This is a genomic window from Geothrix oryzisoli, from assembly GCF_022808865.1.
In the GTDB taxonomy this organism is placed as follows: Bacteria; Acidobacteriota; Holophagae; order Holophagales; family Holophagaceae; genus Geothrix; species Geothrix oryzisoli.
Window position 1 is genome coordinate 136,097 of the sequence record NZ_JAKZLB010000005.1, and the last position, 16,628, is coordinate 152,724.

10 protein-coding genes are annotated in these 16,628 nt (G+C 67.7%); 6 read left to right on the plus strand and 4 right to left on the minus strand.

The features are described 5' to 3' along the window. The first annotated feature begins 32 nt into the window (after positions 1 to 32). A complete protein-coding gene (locus tag MLE43_RS14105) occupies positions 33 to 2,255 on the plus strand; it encodes a penicillin acylase family protein (RefSeq protein WP_243305144.1) in 2,223 nt (740 codons plus the stop codon). 92 nt (positions 2,256 to 2,347) lie between these two features. Next, positions 2,348 to 2,746: an OsmC family protein gene (locus MLE43_RS14110; protein ID WP_243305147.1), complete on the plus strand. Its 399-nt coding sequence runs from the start codon at positions 2,348 to 2,350 to the stop codon at positions 2,744 to 2,746. A gap of 193 nt (positions 2,747 to 2,939) precedes the next feature. On the opposite strand, the gene MLE43_RS14115 is transcribed toward MLE43_RS14110, so the two are convergent. From MLE43_RS14115 to MLE43_RS14125, 3 genes are read right to left on the minus strand one after another with little or no spacing between them, the layout of a single operon-like run. Beyond that, the gene (locus tag MLE43_RS14115; RefSeq protein WP_243305149.1) at positions 2,940 to 4,223 is read right to left on the minus strand and encodes an ABC transporter permease; all 1,284 of its coding nucleotides are present in this window, start codon (positions 4,221 to 4,223) and stop codon (positions 2,940 to 2,942) included. A 2-nt stretch (positions 4,224 to 4,225) separates the two neighbouring features. Next, complete coding sequence (locus tag MLE43_RS14120) at positions 4,226 to 5,452, minus strand: ABC transporter permease (protein WP_243305151.1); 1,227 nt, start codon at positions 5,450 to 5,452, stop codon at positions 4,226 to 4,228. A gap of 9 nt (positions 5,453 to 5,461) precedes the next feature. Further along, on the minus strand, positions 5,462 to 6,688 hold the full coding sequence (locus MLE43_RS14125; protein ID WP_243305153.1) for an efflux RND transporter periplasmic adaptor subunit: 1,227 nt from the start codon (positions 6,686 to 6,688) through the stop codon (positions 5,462 to 5,464). Between the two features lie 147 nt (positions 6,689 to 6,835). Between MLE43_RS14125 and MLE43_RS14130 the strand changes: the two genes are divergently transcribed. Beyond that, the gene (locus MLE43_RS14130; protein WP_243305156.1) at positions 6,836 to 9,247 is read left to right on the plus strand and encodes a TonB-dependent receptor; all 2,412 of its coding nucleotides are present in this window, start codon (positions 6,836 to 6,838) and stop codon (positions 9,245 to 9,247) included. Between the two features lie 6 nt (positions 9,248 to 9,253). Here the strand turns inward: MLE43_RS14130 and MLE43_RS14135 are convergent, their stop codons facing one another. Further along, the gene (locus tag MLE43_RS14135) at positions 9,254 to 10,090 is read right to left on the minus strand and encodes a transporter (RefSeq protein WP_243305157.1); all 837 of its coding nucleotides are present in this window, start codon (positions 10,088 to 10,090) and stop codon (positions 9,254 to 9,256) included. A 191-nt stretch (positions 10,091 to 10,281) separates the two neighbouring features. Between MLE43_RS14135 and MLE43_RS14140 the strand changes: the two genes are divergently transcribed. Genes MLE43_RS14140 through MLE43_RS14150 form a run of 3 tightly spaced genes read left to right on the plus strand, consistent with a single transcriptional unit; the run spans position 10,282 to position 16,627 of the window. Then, entirely contained in the window at positions 10,282 to 12,369 is a 2,088-nt protein-coding gene (locus MLE43_RS14140; RefSeq protein ID WP_243305159.1) for a S46 family peptidase, read from the plus strand. Positions 12,370 to 12,387: 18 nt separating this feature from the next. Next, positions 12,388 to 14,472 (plus strand): S46 family peptidase, encoded by a 2,085-nt coding sequence (locus tag MLE43_RS14145; protein ID WP_243305161.1) that lies wholly within the window; start codon positions 12,388 to 12,390, stop codon positions 14,470 to 14,472. 55 nt (positions 14,473 to 14,527) lie between these two features. Further along, the gene (locus MLE43_RS14150) at positions 14,528 to 16,627 is read left to right on the plus strand and encodes a S46 family peptidase (protein ID WP_243305163.1); all 2,100 of its coding nucleotides are present in this window, start codon (positions 14,528 to 14,530) and stop codon (positions 16,625 to 16,627) included. The last annotated feature ends 1 nt before the right edge of the window (position 16,628 follow it).

Here is a 16,628-nt window from a genome sequence, read left to right on the forward strand (position 1 = left end):
CGCCGGAACCCGAATCCGCGCCCGAGGGGACGATGTTCAAACCAAGCCGCATCCTCCTGAGCCTCGCCTTCTGCCTGGGGGCCCTGGCGGCGTCTGCTGCGCCCGGTGGGCCGGCTGCGGCGACCTCCCGGCGCGGGAAGGCTGCCGACCTCGCCCGCTGGAGGCGCACCGCGCAGCGCGTCACCATCCTGCGCGACACCTGGGGCATTCCGCACGTGTTCGGGAAGCGCGATGCCGATGCGGTCTTCGGGCTCCTGTACGCCCAGGCGGAAGATGACTTCAACCGGGTCGAACTGAACTACATCAACGCGCTGGGCCGCCTGGCGGAAGTTGAGGGGGAAGCCGAGCTCTACCGCGACCTCCGCATGAAGCTGTACATCACGCCCGCAGGGTTGAAGGCGGCCTATGCCGCCAGTCCCGCCTGGCTGAAGCAACTGATGGTCGGCTTCGCCGATGGCTTGAACTACTACCTGTACACCCACCCGGAGGTCACCCCGAGGCTGATCACCCGCTTCGAGCCCTGGATGGCCCTGGCCTTCAGCGAAGGGAGCATTGGCGGCGACATCGAGTCGATCGACCTGAAGGAGCTGGCGCGGATGTACGGCCCTCGCAGGCCGGAGGCCGTGGCGGGCGCCTCCGCCGGCCTCGATCCTGAACCGCGCGGGTCCAACGGGTTCGCGATCGCCCCGAAGCTCAGCGCCTCGGGCCATGCGCTCCTGCTGATCAATCCCCACACCTCCTTCTATTTCCGGCCCGAGGTGCAGGTCGCCAGCGAGGAGGGCCTGAACGCCTATGGCGCCGTGACCTGGGGCCAGTTCTTCGTCTACCAGGGATTCAACGAGCGGGCCGGATGGATGCACACGTCCGGCGGGGCCGACGTGATCGATGAATACCTCGAGACGGTCACCGGGAAGGAAGGGCGGTTCTCCTATCGGTATGAACATGGGGAACGGCCGGTGAAGGCCGTGCTGATCGTCCTGCCCTACAGGACCGCTGCGGGAATGAGCCGGAAGACCGTGACGGCCTACTTCACCCACCACGGCCCGGTCGTGCGGGAGGCGAACGGCAAGTGGGTCGCCGTGAAGCTGATGCAGGAACCCATGAAGGCGCTGATGCAGTCGTACCTGCGCACCAAGGCCCGGAGCTATGCCGCGTTCCGCAAGACAATGGAACTGCAGACCAACTCCTCGAACAACACCGTCTACGCCGACGCTGACGGCAACATCGCCTACTTCCACGGGAACTTCGTGCCGATCCGCGATCCGAAGTTCGACTGGACCCGGCCGGTGGACGGCAGCCTCGCCGCCACGGAATGGAAGGGACTGCATCCGATCGGAGAGACCATCACCCTGCTGAATCCTGCCAGCGGATGGATCCAGAACACCAACAACTGGCCCTTCTCCGCTGCGGGTTCCAGCAGCCCCAGGCAGGCGGACTATCCCGCCTACATGTGGGCGAACCCGGAAAATGCGCGGGGCCTGCACGCCGTGAAGGTGCTGCAGCACCAGAAGGTGATGACCCTGGACAGCCTGATCGCGGCCGCCTACGACACCTACCTGACCGGCTTCGATCCCCTGCTCCCGGCGCTGTTGGAGGCCTATGACGGATTGCCCCCGGCGGACCCGCTCAGGGCGGCGCTGGCGCCCCAGGTCGAGGCCCTGCGCACCTGGGACCGGCGCTATGCGCTGACCTCCGTCCCGACCTCACTGGCGATCTACTGGGGCCAGGACCTGATCTCCCGTTCGTCCGCCGCCGCGCGCCGGAAGGGCGTTCCGGTGCTGGACTACATCGCAGAGAACCTCGCCCCACAGGAGAGGCTGGAAGCGCTCGCTCGGGCGAGCGCCAAGCTGGAGGCCGATTTCGGCACCTGGAAGACCCCGTGGGGAGAGATCAACCGGTTCCAGCGGCTCAGCAGCGACGTGGCCCAGGCCTACGACGACGCCAAGTTCAGCTGGCCGGTCCCGTTCCCCTCGGCCACCTGGGGTTCCCTGGCCGCCTTCGGCGCCTCCTCGGTCCAACCCACCCGCCGCATCTACGGGGACCGGGGCAACAGCTTCGTCGCCGTCGTCGAATTCGGCCCGCGCCTCCGCGCCAAGAGCCTCCTCGCCGGTGGCGAGAGCGGGCATCCCGACTCGCCCCATTTCACGGACCAGGCCGAACGGTACAGCCAGGGCCGGTTCAAGGATGTCCTGTTCTACCGCTCTGACATCGAAAAGCACTTGGAGCGCCGATACCATCCCGGCGAGGGGCGCTAGGCACCGGAGCTGCCACCGCACTGTCCGGGAATCGGGCTTGGTGGCGGCGGGACTCTGCGAAAAGATGGAAGTCCTGCACGAGGGGACGGCCCATGGACATGCTCATTGATTTTCCCGGCGGCGCCCGCGTGGACGCCCACTTCGGCTCCTTCACGGTGCAGACGGACCAGCCCCCCCAGGCCGGCGGTGAGGGGTCGGCCCCCACGCCCTTCGCGCTGTTCCAGGCCTCCCTCGCCACCTGCGCCGGCATCTACGTGCTGAACTTCTGCCGGCAGCGGGGCTTGTCCTCCGAGGGCATCCGCCTCGTCCAGCGGACCATTCCCGACCCCGCCACGAACATGGTGGGCCAGGTGGAACTGGAGATCCAGGTGCCCGCCGACTTCCCCGAGAAGTACCACGACGCCCTCGTCCGCACCGCCAGCCAGTGCACCGTGAAGAAGCACATCGAGCATCCCCCGGCGTTCAGCGTGAAGACCGTCGTGGCGGGCTGACGGCGGCTACTCGTAGCGGAGGGCCCCGATCGGGTCCTGTTTCGCGGCCTTCAAGGCGGGCCGCGGGACCCGCTCCGCGAGCCAAAGGCGAGCGGGAGGACGCGCCGGCGGCGCGTCCGTTCGCGGGGGAGCAGGCGCCGTGCGTGAGGCGAAGCCGAGCGCCCAGGCGCTGGACCACGGGCGATGGAGTGGCCTACTCGTAGCGGAGGGCCTCGATCGGGTCCTGTTTCGCGGCCTTCAAGGCGGGCCACAGCCCGAACACCAGGCCCACGGCCGTGCTGACGCCGAAGCCCAGGACGATGCTCCAGACGGGCGCGGCGGCGGGGAACTCGAAGACCAGGCGCACCAGCATGGCGATGCCCAGGCCCACGGCGATGCCCACGGCGCCGCCCACGCCCGTGAGGCTGATGGCCTCCACCAGGAACTGCATGGCGATGTCCTTGCGGGTGGCGCCCAGGGCCTTGCGCACGCCGATCTCGCGGGTGCGCTCGGTGACGCTCACCAGCATGATGTTCATGACGCCCACGCCGCCCACGAGCAGGGCGATGGCGGCGATGAGGACCATGGCGCCCGCGATGCCGCCGGTGATCTGCTGGAAGGTCTTGAGCTGGGCCTCGCTGGTGAAGATGGCGAAGTCGTTGGGCTGGCTGGCCTTCAGGCCCCGGCGGGCGCGGAGGATCGCCACCTCCTGGTCCATCATCTCGTACATCCGCTTCGGGTCCTTGGGGATCGTGGCGATGTGGATGGTGTCGCCGCCTCCGTTCTTCACCTGGGGGAACATCTCGTCGAAGGTGCTGATGGGGATGATCAGGATGTTGTCGGCATCTCCGCCGAGGAAGCTGCCTTTCTTTTCCAGCAGGCCGATGACGCTGAACGCCGTTCCGTTCACCAGGACCGTGCGCCCGATGGGATCCTTCTTGCCGAACAGGGCCTCGGCGGTCTGGGGCCCGAGCACGCAGGTGCGGGCGGTGTGGGCCACATCGGCATCCACGAAGAACCGCCCGTCCTGGATGAAGGAATTGTTGGAGGGCGCGTAGTCGGGGTTGGTGCCCACGAAGGTGGGGTTGTTGCCCTCCTGGCCTTCGGGTGTCTTGACCGTGAGGTTGGCGGCGTCGTTGCCGAAGAGGTAGCGCTCCTGGGACACGGCCGCGGCCAGGGTGGCGGTCTGCTTGAGGGCTTCAGCATCCTCGATGGTGAGGTCGCGCCGGCGCTTCTGGTCTTCGGGCAGGCGCCCGCCGCCGAAGCGCGGCTCGTATTTCTGGAACTGGACCAGGGTGGTGCCGAAGCTGGAGAAGCTGTCGGTGACGGCGTCGTTGAAGCCCGATACGAAGCTCACCATGGCGATGACCGTGGCCACGCCTGCCACGATGCCCAGCAGCGTCAGGAAGCTCCGGAGCTTCTGGGCCACCATGGCGCGCAGGGCGAACCGCACGTTCTCGGTGCCGATGCCCCTGAATCCCACCTTCCTCCTGGTCATGATCACTCCGCCCGGATCGCGTCGATGATGACGAGGTTGGAAGCCCGGTAGGCGGGCAGGAAGCCGGCCGCCAGGCCCACGAGGGTGCTGAGGAGGATCCCCGTGAAGACGATGCCCGGGGTGATCTGGGCGGGGAAGTCGGCCAGGGCCCGGACGGTGAAGGCGCCCGCGGAACCCACCAGCACGCCCACCACGCCGCCGGCCGCGGACAGCAGGGCCGCCTCAAGCAGGAACTGGTGACGGATGTCGCGTTTCCTCGCCCCCAGGGCCATGCGGACGCCGATCTCCTGGGTGCGTTCGACCACGCTCACCAGCATGATGTTCATGATCACGATGCCGCCCACGCCGAGGCTCACGCTGGAGATGAGCATCAGCAGCAGGAACGCGGCGCTGCTGATGGTCTTCCAGAGTTCCTGGAGGCTCTCCTGGGTGAGGATGCCGAAGGGATCCGGGCTGCGGAAGCTGGTGTGCCGCATGGCGCGGAACAGGGCCCGCACTTCGTCCATGGAGGCATCCAGACCTTCCACGCCGTTCCTCGCCTTGATCTGGAGTTCCAGGCTCTCGTTGGAGGTCATGAAGTTCTTGCGGTAGACCTGCAGGGGAATGTAGATGCGCCCGTCCTGGTTGAAGCCGATGCTCCGTCCCTGCTTGGGCATGAGCCCGATGACCCGGAAGGGGAGGCCGCGGATCAGGACCGTCCGGCCCACGGGATCCAGGTGGGGGAACAGCTCTTCGCGGGTATCAGCCCCGATGACGGCGACGTTCATGGCCGCGTCGTTCTCGTTTTCCGTGAAGAACCGGCCCGCCTCGAATTCCAGGTTGAAGAGATCCGCGAAGTTGGAGGTGATCCCGATCACGGCGATGCTGTCCAGATGGCGGGTTCCCGAGTTCACCGGCATCGCGTTGCCGGCGGCCGCGGAGACCTGGGAGGCCTCTTTGAGGATGCCGCTGGAGAGCCGCTCGTACTCCTGCCAGGTGATCGGCGGGCGCTTGAGGGCGTCGATGAACTCCTTCCGGCTGCGGATGACCCCGAACTTCTGGACGACGTAGACGTCCGGGGCCAGGACGATGATCTTCTCCTTCACATAGGTGTTCAGGCCGGAGATCACGCCCACCACGGCGACGATGGTGGCCACGCCGATGATGACGCCCAGCAGCGTGAGGAAGCTGCGCAGGGTGTGCGCCCGGATCGCCCGGAGGGAGGCGCGGAGGAGTTCGGTCGGGTTCATGGTCGGGTCTCAGGACTTGGCGTCGTCCTTGTCCTTCTTCTTCGCCTTCTCGACCCGGACCGCCTCGCCACCCTTGAGATCGCGCAGCGCCCGGTTGGGGCCGGTGATGAGCGTTTCGCCGCCCTTGAGGCCGGAGAGCACCTCCACGGAGAGGTCGCCCATCAGTCCGGTCTTCACGGCCGTGAACTTGGCCTTGCCAGCCTCCATCAGGAACACGCCCTCCTCTTCGCGCGGGGCGCCCGGCTTGTGGGTCTCGCCCTTCTTGAGCTTGATCTCGCGCATGACCAGGGCCTGAAAGGGGATGGCCAGGGCCTGATCGCGGCTGCCGGTGAAGATGTCCGCCTGGGCTGAGAGGCCGGGCTTGATGGTGAGGGGCGGGTCCTTGATCCAGACCTTCACCTTGAACTTGGTGGCTTCGTTGACGGTGAGCTTGAGGATGGGGCTGCCACCCACCTCCGTGACCTGACCCTGGAAGGTCTGGTTGGGATAGGCATCGATGCGGATCTGGGCTTCCTGCCCCAGCTTCACGCTGGGGATGGACGCCTCATCCACCTCCATCTCCGCCTCGACCTTGCTCATGTCGGACACGGTGAGCAGCACGGTGCCGGGCTGGTTCTGGATGCCGGGCACGGCGGTCTCGCCCAGCTCGATGCGGCGGGCGGTGACGACGCCGTCCATGGGGGCCGTGATGGTGGAGAACCCGAGGCCCACATGGGACTGGCTCACGTTGGCTTTGGCCTGGTCCGTCCGGCGGCGGGCGGTCTCCTGGGCGGCCTGGGCGGTCTCGAAGGCCGTCTTGGCCCGCTCGAAGTCCGCCACGGAAATGATGCCCGCGGTGCGGTTCGCCTTGGCGCGGTCGAAGTCGGAACGGGCCTGGGCGAGGTTGGCGGTCGCGGAGATCAGGTCCGACTGGGCCGCGTGCAGGTTGGCCTGCATGGCCTCGGTGTTGGCCCGGGCGCTGCGGGGGTCGATCTCCATGAGGAACTGGCCCTTGTGGACCCGGTCGCCTTCCTGCACGGCCAGCCGCGTGACCTGGCCCATGATGCTGGCCGAGATATCCGCCTTGGTCACCGCCTGGATCTTGCCGTTGGCACTCACCTTCGCCTGGAGGTTCTCGCGGCCCACGGTGGCCACCTGGACGGCGATGCCCTTGTCCCGCATGCCGGCGAGGCTCAGCCCGCCGATCAGGACCACCGCCAGTCCTCCTCCGAGGATCCACATCTGCTTCCGCTTCATGTCAAAGGCCTCCCCAACGGGCTGGATTCATCTCAATCTTCGCGCAGATAGGCAAGGGGTTTAGTGGCCCTGTGTGTCACAAATGGAATCAATTTCTATTGACGCGAGCCATTAATTGGAAAATGATTCCATCTGGAGGCACCCCCTTTGGCGCACCACACGCTCGGCCCCACCATCCTGGCTCTCCTCGCCGCCGGTCCGGTCTTCGCCGCGGCCGCGGGCAGCGGGGCGCTCACCGGGCGGGTGACCGATGACCAGGGCCGGCCGGTGGCCAGGGCCCAGGTCCGTCTGGAGAACCGGGTCTCGGGGTTCCGCCTGACGGTGGTCACGGACGATTCGGGGGCCTACGCCGCCTACAACATCCCGTTCAGCGACTACCACCTGGAGGTGGCGGCCCCCGGGATGCTCGACCTGCACCAGACCCTCGGCGTGCGCTCGAACCTGCCGACGGAGCTGAACCTGAGGCTGAAGCCCGCCCAGGCCTCGGCCACGGTGGTGGTGGAGGATACGGTGTCGCTGGTGGAGGCCCATCCCTCGGCCCATATCGACATCGACCACTCCACCATCGAGAAGATCCCCACCGCCGTGCAGAGCCGGGCCATGGAGAGCATCCTCCTCACCACGCCGGGCTTCATCCAGGATGAGAACGGGCGGTTCCATTTCCGGGGCAGCCACGGGCAGGTGACCTACGTCGTGGATGGCGTGCCCGTCACGGACCAGGTGCAGTCCACCTTCTCGAACTCCCTGGACCCCTCGCAGGTCGAGAGCATGGAGGTGATCACCGGCGGGGTGAGCGCCGAATACGGGGGGAAGCCGGCGGCGGTGGTGAACCTCACCAGCAAGTCCGGCCTGGGATCGGCGGGCGCGTTCCAGGGCGACGCGTCCCTGGGCGCTTCGCGCTTCAGCACCCGGGAGTTGGGCTTCAGCGCCCGGGGCGGCACCGCGGCCTTCGGCTACTTCGTGACCGGAGCGGCCTCGTCGAGCGACCGGTTCCTGGATCCGGTGAACTTCGAGAACCTGCACAACCACGGGACGACGGACCGCCTGTTCACCCGCTTTGACTGGCTGCTGGGCGCCAACGATATTCTGCGGTTCTCGGCCAGCGGCGGCCGCACGGATCGGGACGTGGTGAATCTGGCCTCCCAGGAGGCGGCAGGACAGGACCAGCGGGCGCACAACACGGACGTGAACCTGAACCTGGGCTGGACCCACCTGCTGGGCGCAGACCGCAGCCTGGATGCGGCGATCTTCTACCGGGGCGCCACCTCCCGTCTGGATCCCACCCGGGACCTGCAGCCCGGCTTCAGCACCGGTGGCTCGGACACCCCGGTGTGGATTCGTTCCGACCGGCGCCTGGACAACCAGGGCGCCCAGGTGGGCTACACCCAGCGGAACGGGGCCAACACCTTCAAGGTGGGCCTCCAGGTCGTCCGGTACCCTCTGCACGAGCGCTTCGACCTGGCCATCACCGATCCTTCGCAGGTATCCGGTCCCTCCGATCCGCTCTATCCCTACACGGCCGCCGGGGGCGGGAACATCCTGCGCTTCGTGGACGGGTTCGCGCCCTCGCTGGCTTCGGCCTACCTCCAGGACGACTGGAAGGCCGGGCGGTGGACCCTGTCCGCGGGCCTCCGGTACGACAGCTACAAGGGGCGGAACGCCACCCAGAACGAGCTGCAGCCCCGCCTGGGCCTCACCTACACGCTGCCCGGGACCGGCACCCTGGTACGGGTGGTCTATGACCGGCTGCTCATCACGCCCGAGAACGAGAACCTGGCCTTCTCCACCTCCCAGACGGTCTGGAGCCTGGTCACCCAGTCGGCCACGCCCGTGCCGCCGTTGCGGGCGGAGACCCAGGACAGCTACCTGGTGGGCCTGGAGCAGCAGCTGGGGCAGGTGGCGCGGGTGAGCCTCGACTACTGGTGGAAGGACAGCCGGAACTCCGCGGACAACAGCCAGTTCCTGAACACCGGCATCCTCTTCCCCATCTCCGCCTGGAAGGGCCGCTTCCACGGCCTGGACCTCCGGGTGGACACCGTCCCCATCCAGGGCTGGTCCGCCTACCTGAGCGCGGGCACCGTCCGGACGCTCTACTTCAGCCCCACCCTCGGCGGCCTGGATTCGGCGGATCCCACGGTGAACGGGCCCAACGGCACCCCGTACCTCATCGACCACGACCAGAAGCTCACCGCCCAGGTCGGCGTGCGCTACGAGCAGGGCGGCTTCTTCAGCCAGGCCTCGGTCCGGTACGACTCGGGCCTGGAGGCGGGCGATCCCGCCACCGTGGCGGGGAACCCGGACTACGCCTTCGGCATCCCCTACGTCCGGGCCGAGCACGACAGCCTGGTGGGTCTCAACTACCGCATCAAGTCCCGCACGGTCCTGGATCTCAACGCCGGGCAGGAATGGAAGCTGAAGAGCGGGCGGCGGCTGTCGGCCGGGCTGGACCTGCTGAACGCCACGAACGAGAAGGGCCTCTACAACTTCCTCAGCACCTTCGGCGGCACCCACGTCATCCCGCCCCGCACCCTGGCGGCGCACCTGAAGCTGAAGTTCTGAGCGGGGCTACCGGGTTTTCGTAAACGGGTGCTCGAAGCTCAGGTAGAGGAAGATGGCCTTCTCGCCGCGGCTGGCGCCCACGCCGATGGGCACCGCGAGGCCGGGCACGATCTGGAGGCCGCTGGGGAAGTTGTGGGCCCAGCGGACGCCGGGAGAGATGAAGGAGGTGCTCTGCCGCTGGGTCTGGCCGGGGCCGGCGACGGCCTGCCCGCTGGTGTAGACGTATTCCAGCATCAGGTTGAAGCGTGGGCTCGCCAGCCAGATGAGGCTCTGGCCCGCCGTGAAATCCTGCGTGGTGGCCTTTTCCCCGAGGGCGTTCCTGGCGTCGGGGGTCCGGGTGGCGCCCAGGTTGGAATGGGCCACCAGGGCCTCCGACAGGACCCAGCTGAGGGGGAACATGACCTGCACGCCGACCGCGCCGCGGCCATAGCCCTGCTTCTCATCGCCCGTGGGCAGCAGGACGGACAGCCGGGGAGCGAAGGCCACCTTTGCCGCGCCGTCGCCCACCAGCTGGTAGCGGTAGTTCAGAGCCACGTCCCCGAAGGCCCGCCTGCCATCGGGGGAGGCGCCCAGGCGCTGCCAGGGCAGGGTGTAGCTGAGCTGGTGGGCCAGGCCGCCCACGGGCCATTCCTGGGTGAAGGTGTAGACCCAGTCCTTGCTCTCCTGGTAGCGGGTGAAGGTGCTGATGTGCTGCACCACGCCCGGCTCCTGGTTGTAGGCCTCCTCCACGAGGAAGGAGTTGTCCTGGATGGGGCCTTCCTTTTTCTCCTGGGCCGCCAGGGATGCGGTGAGCAGGAGGGCGGGAAGGAGGCGCGGAAGGAGGGGGGTGGTGGGTGTCAGCATGATTATGATATTGAGTCTCAAAAATAAACGATTCAAGACCTCGTGGTTGGGAAGTGATCCCCATCACTGGGCCTGGCTCCGGGGGCTCCAGCGCAGCGGGCCGATCGGCGCGCCTGGGCTTGAAGTGAGGGAAGTCCTGTGAGGCCGAATACGTAGTGATACGATGGTTATTCCTCTGGCTTGGAGATTTCATGTTGTTCCGCGCAAGACCTTTGCTGCTGCCTCTGATGGCGTTCGCCCTGGCTTCCGCACCCGTGCGCGCCGAAGAGGGCATGTGGACCTTCGACAACCTGCCGACCAAGAAGCTCCAGGCGGCCTACGGCTGGGCGCCGGACCAGGCCTGGCTCGACCATGTGCGCCTCTCCGTGCTCCGGTTTCCCGGCGGTTCCGGTTCTTTCGTGAGCCGGGATGGGCTGGTGCTGACCAACGAGCACGTCGGCCGGGGCTGGCTTCAGCGCGTGAGCAGCCCGGGAGCCGACTACGTGAAGAACGGGTTCGCGGCCGCCTCGCGGGAGCAGGAGATCAAGGTGCCCGGCCTTGAGCTCATGACGCTCATGGCCATGGACAACATCACGGATCGCCTGGCCAAGACCCAGGTGCCCGGCGCCTCCGAGAAGGAGATCTCGAAGGCCCGCCATGCCGAGATCGAGAAGATCAAGCAGGAGATGCAGGCCAGGAGCGGCCTGACCTGCGAGTATGTGACGCTCTACCAGGGCGGCGAGCACTGGATCTACTCGTACAAGAAGCACACCGATGTGCGCCTGGTCTTCGCCCCCGAGCTCCAGATCGCCCTGTTCGGCGGGGACTACGACAACTTCACCTATCCGCGCCATAACCTCGATTTCACGCTGTTCCGCGTCTACGAGAACGGCAGGCCCTACACCCCCCCCGAGCACCTGGCCTGGACCCGGGCGGGCCTGAAGGCGGGCGACCTCACCTTCGTGATCGGCCACCCCGGCAGCACCAAGCGGCAGGACACCTTCGCCCAGATGCTCTATTCCCGGGATGTCGCCATCCCCATGCGGCTGAAGGGGCTGGAGCGCCAGAAGGAGGCCCTGGTCCAGTACGGCAAGACCTCGCCCGAGGCGGCACGCCAGGTCGGGACCCAGATCCTCAGGATCGAGAACAGCCTCAAAGCCCTGGGCGGCTACTGGTCCGGCCTGAAGAACAAGGAGGCCATGGCCCGCATCGAAGCCAATGAGAAGGCCTTCCGCGCCAAGGTGGCCAAGGATCCCAAGCTGCAGGCCGAGGCCGGTTCCAGCTGGGGCCGGATCGAGGCGGCCCTGAAAGAGGCCCGGGGCCTGGCGAAGGAGAACGCCTACGTCGGCCCGGCCCACTCCACCCTGCTGGGCCACGCCCTGGCCCTGGTCCGCATCGCGGAGGAAGAGCGCCTCCCCGGCGAAAAGCGCCTGCCCGAATACAGCGACACCAACCTGAAGTCCGCCAAGGCCCGGCTGGTCGTTCCTGCCCCCTACTACCCGGAGCAGGAGGCCTTCGTGTTCACCCGCGGCCTCGAAGAGGCTGCCCGGGAGCTGGGTCCGAAGCACCCGTTCGTGAAGGCCATGCTCTGCGGCAAGTCCCCGGCAGAGGTCGCCAAGACGGCGGTGACCGGGTCGAAGCTCGGGGATCCCGAGGTCCGCAAGGCCCTGCTGGCCGGCGGGAAGCAGGCCATCGTGGAAAGCCGGGATCCGATGATCCTCCTGGCGAAGAAGCTGGATCCCCTGAGCCGCGCCATCCGCCGGAAGCAGGAGGAGCGGGTCCACAGCGTCATCTCCGAGCATGCCGCCCACATCGCCAAGGCCCGCTTCGCGGTCTTCGGCAAGAACACCTACCCGGACGCCACCTTCACCATGCGCCTCACCTACGGTCCCGTGGCCGAGTTCCCCGCCAACGGCACCCTGATCCAGCCCTTCACGACCTTCGGCGGGCTCTTCGACCGCTACGACGGCTGGGGCGGCAACGCGGCGGGGGCCCACGGCGGTGCCTGGGCCCTGCCGCAGCGCTGGCTCGACAAGCGCGGCGCGCTGGATCCCGCCATGCCCTTCAACTTCGTCCACAAGGTCGACATCATCGGCGGCAATTCAGGCTCTCCCGTGGTGGATCGCAAGGGCGAACTGGTGGGCCTCATCTTCGATGGCGATATCGACATGCTGCCCGGCAACTTCTTCTACGACGACACCGCCAACCGCGGCGTCTCCGTGGATGCCCGGGCCATCATCCACGCCCTCGAGAGGGTCTACGGGGCCACGGCCCTGGCTGCCGAACTCACCGGGAAATAATTGTCTTCTGGAGTCACCATGAAACGCCTTTCCGCGCTTGCGCTCCTGCTCGCCCTGCCCGTTCTCCGGGCCGAAGACGGCATGTGGACCTTCGACAACCTGCCCCTGAAGCAGCTGAAGGAGAAGTACGCCTTCGAACCGGGGAAGGACTGGATCGACCATGTCCGCCTCTCCACCCTCACCCTGGGCGGCTGCACCGGCTCCTTCGTGAGCGCGGATGGGCTCGTCGTCACCAACCACCACTGCACCCGGGGCTCCATCCAGCGCCTGTCCACCAAGGACCGCGACCTGGTGAAGAACGGCTTCGTGGCCATGAGCCGTGACCAGGAGATCAAGATCCCCGGCCTCACCTACCGCACCCTCATGGCCATGGAGAACGTGACGGAGCGGGTGGCCAAGGCCGTCAAGCCGGGCCTCGGCGAGAAGGCGGCGGCCGCGGTGCGGGCGAAGGAGCTGGATGCCATCAAGGCGGAGCTGGAGAAGGCCAGCGGGCTGACCTACGACGTGGTGAACCTCTACCAGGGCGGCGAGACCTGGATGTACGGCTTCAAGGTGTTCAAGGACATCCGTCTGGTGGCTGCGCCTGAGATCGCCGTGGCGGCCTTCGGCGGGGACTACGACAACTTCACCTACCCCCGCCACGACCTGGACTTCTCCATGGTCCGCGTCTACGAGAACGACCAGCCCTACCATCCCGCCCACCACCTCACCTGGAGCACCGAGGGGCTGAAGCTGGGCGACCTCACCTTCGTGGTGGGCCACCCCGGCCGCACCAGCCGCCTCCAGACCTTCGCCCAGATGAAGTACGACCGGGACCTGGGCATTCCCGCCTACCTGCGCAGCGCCGACCGCACCCGCGCCATCCTTGAGGAATACGGCAAGCGGGATGCCGAGCACGCCCGCCAGGTGCAGACCCTGATCCTGGGCGTCAACAACGGCGCCAAGGCCAACGAGGGCGCCCTGGTTGGCCTGAAGGATGCTGAGGCCATGAAGCGGATCGAGACCGCGGAGAAGGCCCTCAAGGCCGCCGTCGCCAAGGATCCCAAGCTGACCGCCAGCGCCGGCCAGAGCTGGGCGCGCATCGAGCAGGCGATCCAGCTGCAGAAGGGGTACCTCAAGGAGGCCCAGTCCGTCGGCTCGGCCCGCTCCACGACGCTGGGCCAGGCCCAGGCCCTGGTGCGCCTGGCCGAGCAGCAGGAGCTTCCCGTGGAGAAGCGCCTGACGGAGTACCGCTCGGAAGGCAGCCTGAAGACCCTGAAGACCCGCCTCGGCGGACCCGCCATGGGCATGATGGGGCAGGGTGCCAACCCCGAGCTGGAGACGCTGCTCTTCACGCGCGGCCTGGAAGACGCGGCCCGGGAGCTGGGGCCGCAGCATCCCTTCGTCCTGGCGATCCTGGGCGGCAAGAAACCCGCAGAGGTGGCCAAGGCCGCCGTGGACGGCACGAAGCTGAATGACCCGGCCGTGCGCAAGGCCCTGATCGAGGGCGGGAAGAAGGCCGTGGCCGAGAGCGCCGACCCCATGATCGTGCTGGCCCGCAAGCTCGAGCCCATCCTGCTCAGCCTCCGCAAGAAGCAGGACGATGTGAAGGCCATCCTCGAAGAGCACGGTGCCCGCATCGCCAAGGCCCGCTTCGCCGTCTACGGCAAGACCCTGCCGCCGGATGCCACGGGCACGCTCCGCATCACCTACGGTGCCGTGGCCACCTATCCCGCCAACGGCACCCTCCAGCAGCCCTTCACCACCTGGGCCGGTCTCTACGACCGCCACTTCGGCTGGGGCGGCAATGACGCGAAGGACTATACGGACTGGCGCCTGCCCCAGCGCTGGCTGGACCGCATGGGCAAGCTGGACCTCAAGACGCCCCTCAACTTCTCCCACGCCGTGGACACCACGGGCGGCAACTCCGGCAGCCCCGTGGTGAACCGCAAGGGCGAGCTGGTGGGCCTGCTCTTCGACGGCAACATCGAAGGCAACGCCGGCCGCTACTACTACGACGAGAAGGTGAACCGCAGCGTCTCCGTGGACGCCCGCGCCATCCTCGAAGCGCTCGTGAAGGTCTATGATGCGCCGCACCTCGCCGCCGAACTGACCGGGAAGTAGTCTCGTACCGCTGAATGCCAGGGGCCCCGTCCGGGGCCCCTTTTCGGAGTCCCCCGTGCGCCTCAACGCCCTCGCCCTGTCCCTCGTCTCCGTGTTCGCCTTGCCCGCGCTGCGCGCGGACGAGGGCATGTGGACCTTCGACAACATCCCGGTGCAGCAGATCAAGGCGAAATATGGCGTGACCCTGGATGCCGCCTGGCTGAAGAACCTGCAGCTCGCCACGGTGCGCTTCCCCGGCGGCACGGGGGCCTTCGTGAGCCGCGACGGCCTGGTGGTGACGAACCATCACGTGGGCCGGAGCGCCATCGCCCAGGTGTCCACGGCCCAGGCCGATCTGGTGAAGAACGGGTTCACCGCGGCCCGGCGGAGCCAGGAGATCAAGGTGCCGGGCCTGGAGCTGATGATGCTCGTCTCCATGAAGGATGTGACGGCGCGGGTGAACGGCGCCGTGAAGCCCGGCATGGCGGACCAGGAGGCCCTGGCGGCGCGGCTCAACGCCCTGGCGGACCTCCGCCGGACCGAGGAGGCGAAGACCGGCCTCACCTGCGAGCCCGTCACCCTGTACCAGGGCGGCGAGTACTGGCTCTACCGCTACAAGAAGTTCGGCGACGTGCGGCTGGTCGCGGCGCCGGAGCTCCAGGTGGCGGCCTTTGGCGGCGACCCCGACAACTACACCTACCCCCGCCACAACCTGGATTTCTCCCTGTTCCGCGTCTACGAGGATGGGAAGCCCTACCGGCCCGAGGCCATCCTGCCCTTCAGCGCAAAGGGCGTGGCCATGGGCGAGCTGACCTTCATCTCGGGACATCCGGGCATCACCTACCGCCAGCAGACCTACGCCCAGATGGCCTATGCCCGCGACATCGGCATCCCCTTCCAGCTCCACACTCTGGAGCGCCAGAAGCAGGCCCTCCAGGCCTTTTCGGCCACCTCACCCGAGGCGCGCCGCCTCGCCGCCGAGGCCATCTACGGCATCGAGAACGGTCACAAGCGGCTCAGCGGGCAGCTGCTGGGCCTGGCCAAGCCGGAGAACCTGAAGAAGGTCGCGGCGGCTGAAGCCGCCCTGAAGGCGGCCGTGGCCAAGGATCCTGCCCTGCAGGCCCGCGTGGGGGAGAGCTGGGGCCGGGTGGCCCTGGCTGTGGAACGGCAGAAGGCACTGCTGAAGGAAGCCACCTACCTCGACAGCGGACGCGGGACCCTGGTGGGCCGGGTGGCCGCCCTGCGCCACGCCCTCACCCTGGTGCGGCTCGCGGACGAACTGGCCAAGCCCTCGGCTGAGCGGCTCAGCGAGTTCAGCGACGGCAACCTCAAGGCCACCCGGGCGCAGCTCCTCTCGCCCCGGCCCGTTCAGAAGCCCATCGACACCACCCTGCTGGCGGCCGGGCTGCAGGAGGCTCAGGACGAGCTGGGTGCGGAGCACCCCTTCGTGAAGGCGCTACTGGCCGGCCAGTCCCCGGAGGCCGTGGCCCAGGCCGCGGTGGCGGGCACGAAGCTGGATGACCCGGCCGTGCGGAAGGCGCTGGCCGAAGGAGGCAAGGCCGCGCTCGACGCCAGCACGGATCCCATGATCCTCCTGGCCAGGAAGGTCGATCCCTTCGGGCGCGCCATCCACCAGCGGCTGGAGGCGGAGGTCACCGGCGTCTTCAACGAGCACGGCGGGCGCATCGCCGAGGCCCGCTTCAAGGCCTTCGGCCGGGGCGTGTATCCCGATGCCACCTTCACCCTGCGGCTGGGCTACGGCCCTGTCGCCACCTATGCCAACGGCACGGGCACCCTGGCCCAGCCCTTCACGACGTTCATGGGCATGTACGACCGGCACCTGGGCTGGGGCGGCAATGCGGCGGCCGCGGAGCACGGGGCCTGGACCCTGCCGGAGCGCTGGCTCAAGCGGCAGTCGAAGCTGGACCTGACGACTCCCTTCAACTTCATCTACGCCTGCGACACCGTGGGTGGCAACAGCGGCAGCCCCGTGGTGAACGTGAAGGGCGAGTTCGTGGGCATCAACTTCGACAGCGTGTTCGAAGGTCAGGGCGGCTACTACGTCTACGACCCCGACACCAAGCGCGCCGTCGCCACGGACGCCCGCGCCATCCTCGAGGCCCTGCGGAAGATCATGGACGCGGGGTACCTCGCGGACGAGTTGGTGGGAAAGTAGC

Coding starts and splice junctions, on each gene's coding strand:
- MLE43_RS14120 (WP_243305151.1), bottom strand. CDS start 5,452: ATGAACCCGACCGAACTCCTCCGCGCCTCCCTCCGGGCGATCCGGGCG.
- MLE43_RS14115 (WP_243305149.1), bottom strand. CDS start 4,223: ATGACCAGGAGGAAGGTGGGATTCAGGGGCATCGGCACCGAGAACGTG.
- MLE43_RS14140 (WP_243305159.1), top strand. CDS start 10,282: ATGTTGTTCCGCGCAAGACCTTTGCTGCTGCCTCTGATGGCGTTCGCC.
- MLE43_RS14145 (WP_243305161.1), top strand. CDS start 12,388: ATGAAACGCCTTTCCGCGCTTGCGCTCCTGCTCGCCCTGCCCGTTCTC.
- MLE43_RS14110 (WP_243305147.1), top strand. CDS start 2,348: ATGGACATGCTCATTGATTTTCCCGGCGGCGCCCGCGTGGACGCCCAC.
- MLE43_RS14105 (WP_243305144.1), top strand. CDS start 33: ATGTTCAAACCAAGCCGCATCCTCCTGAGCCTCGCCTTCTGCCTGGGG.
- MLE43_RS14135 (WP_243305157.1), bottom strand. CDS start 10,090: ATGCTGACACCCACCACCCCCCTCCTTCCGCGCCTCCTTCCCGCCCTC.
- MLE43_RS14125 (WP_243305153.1), bottom strand. CDS start 6,688: ATGAAGCGGAAGCAGATGTGGATCCTCGGAGGAGGACTGGCGGTGGTC.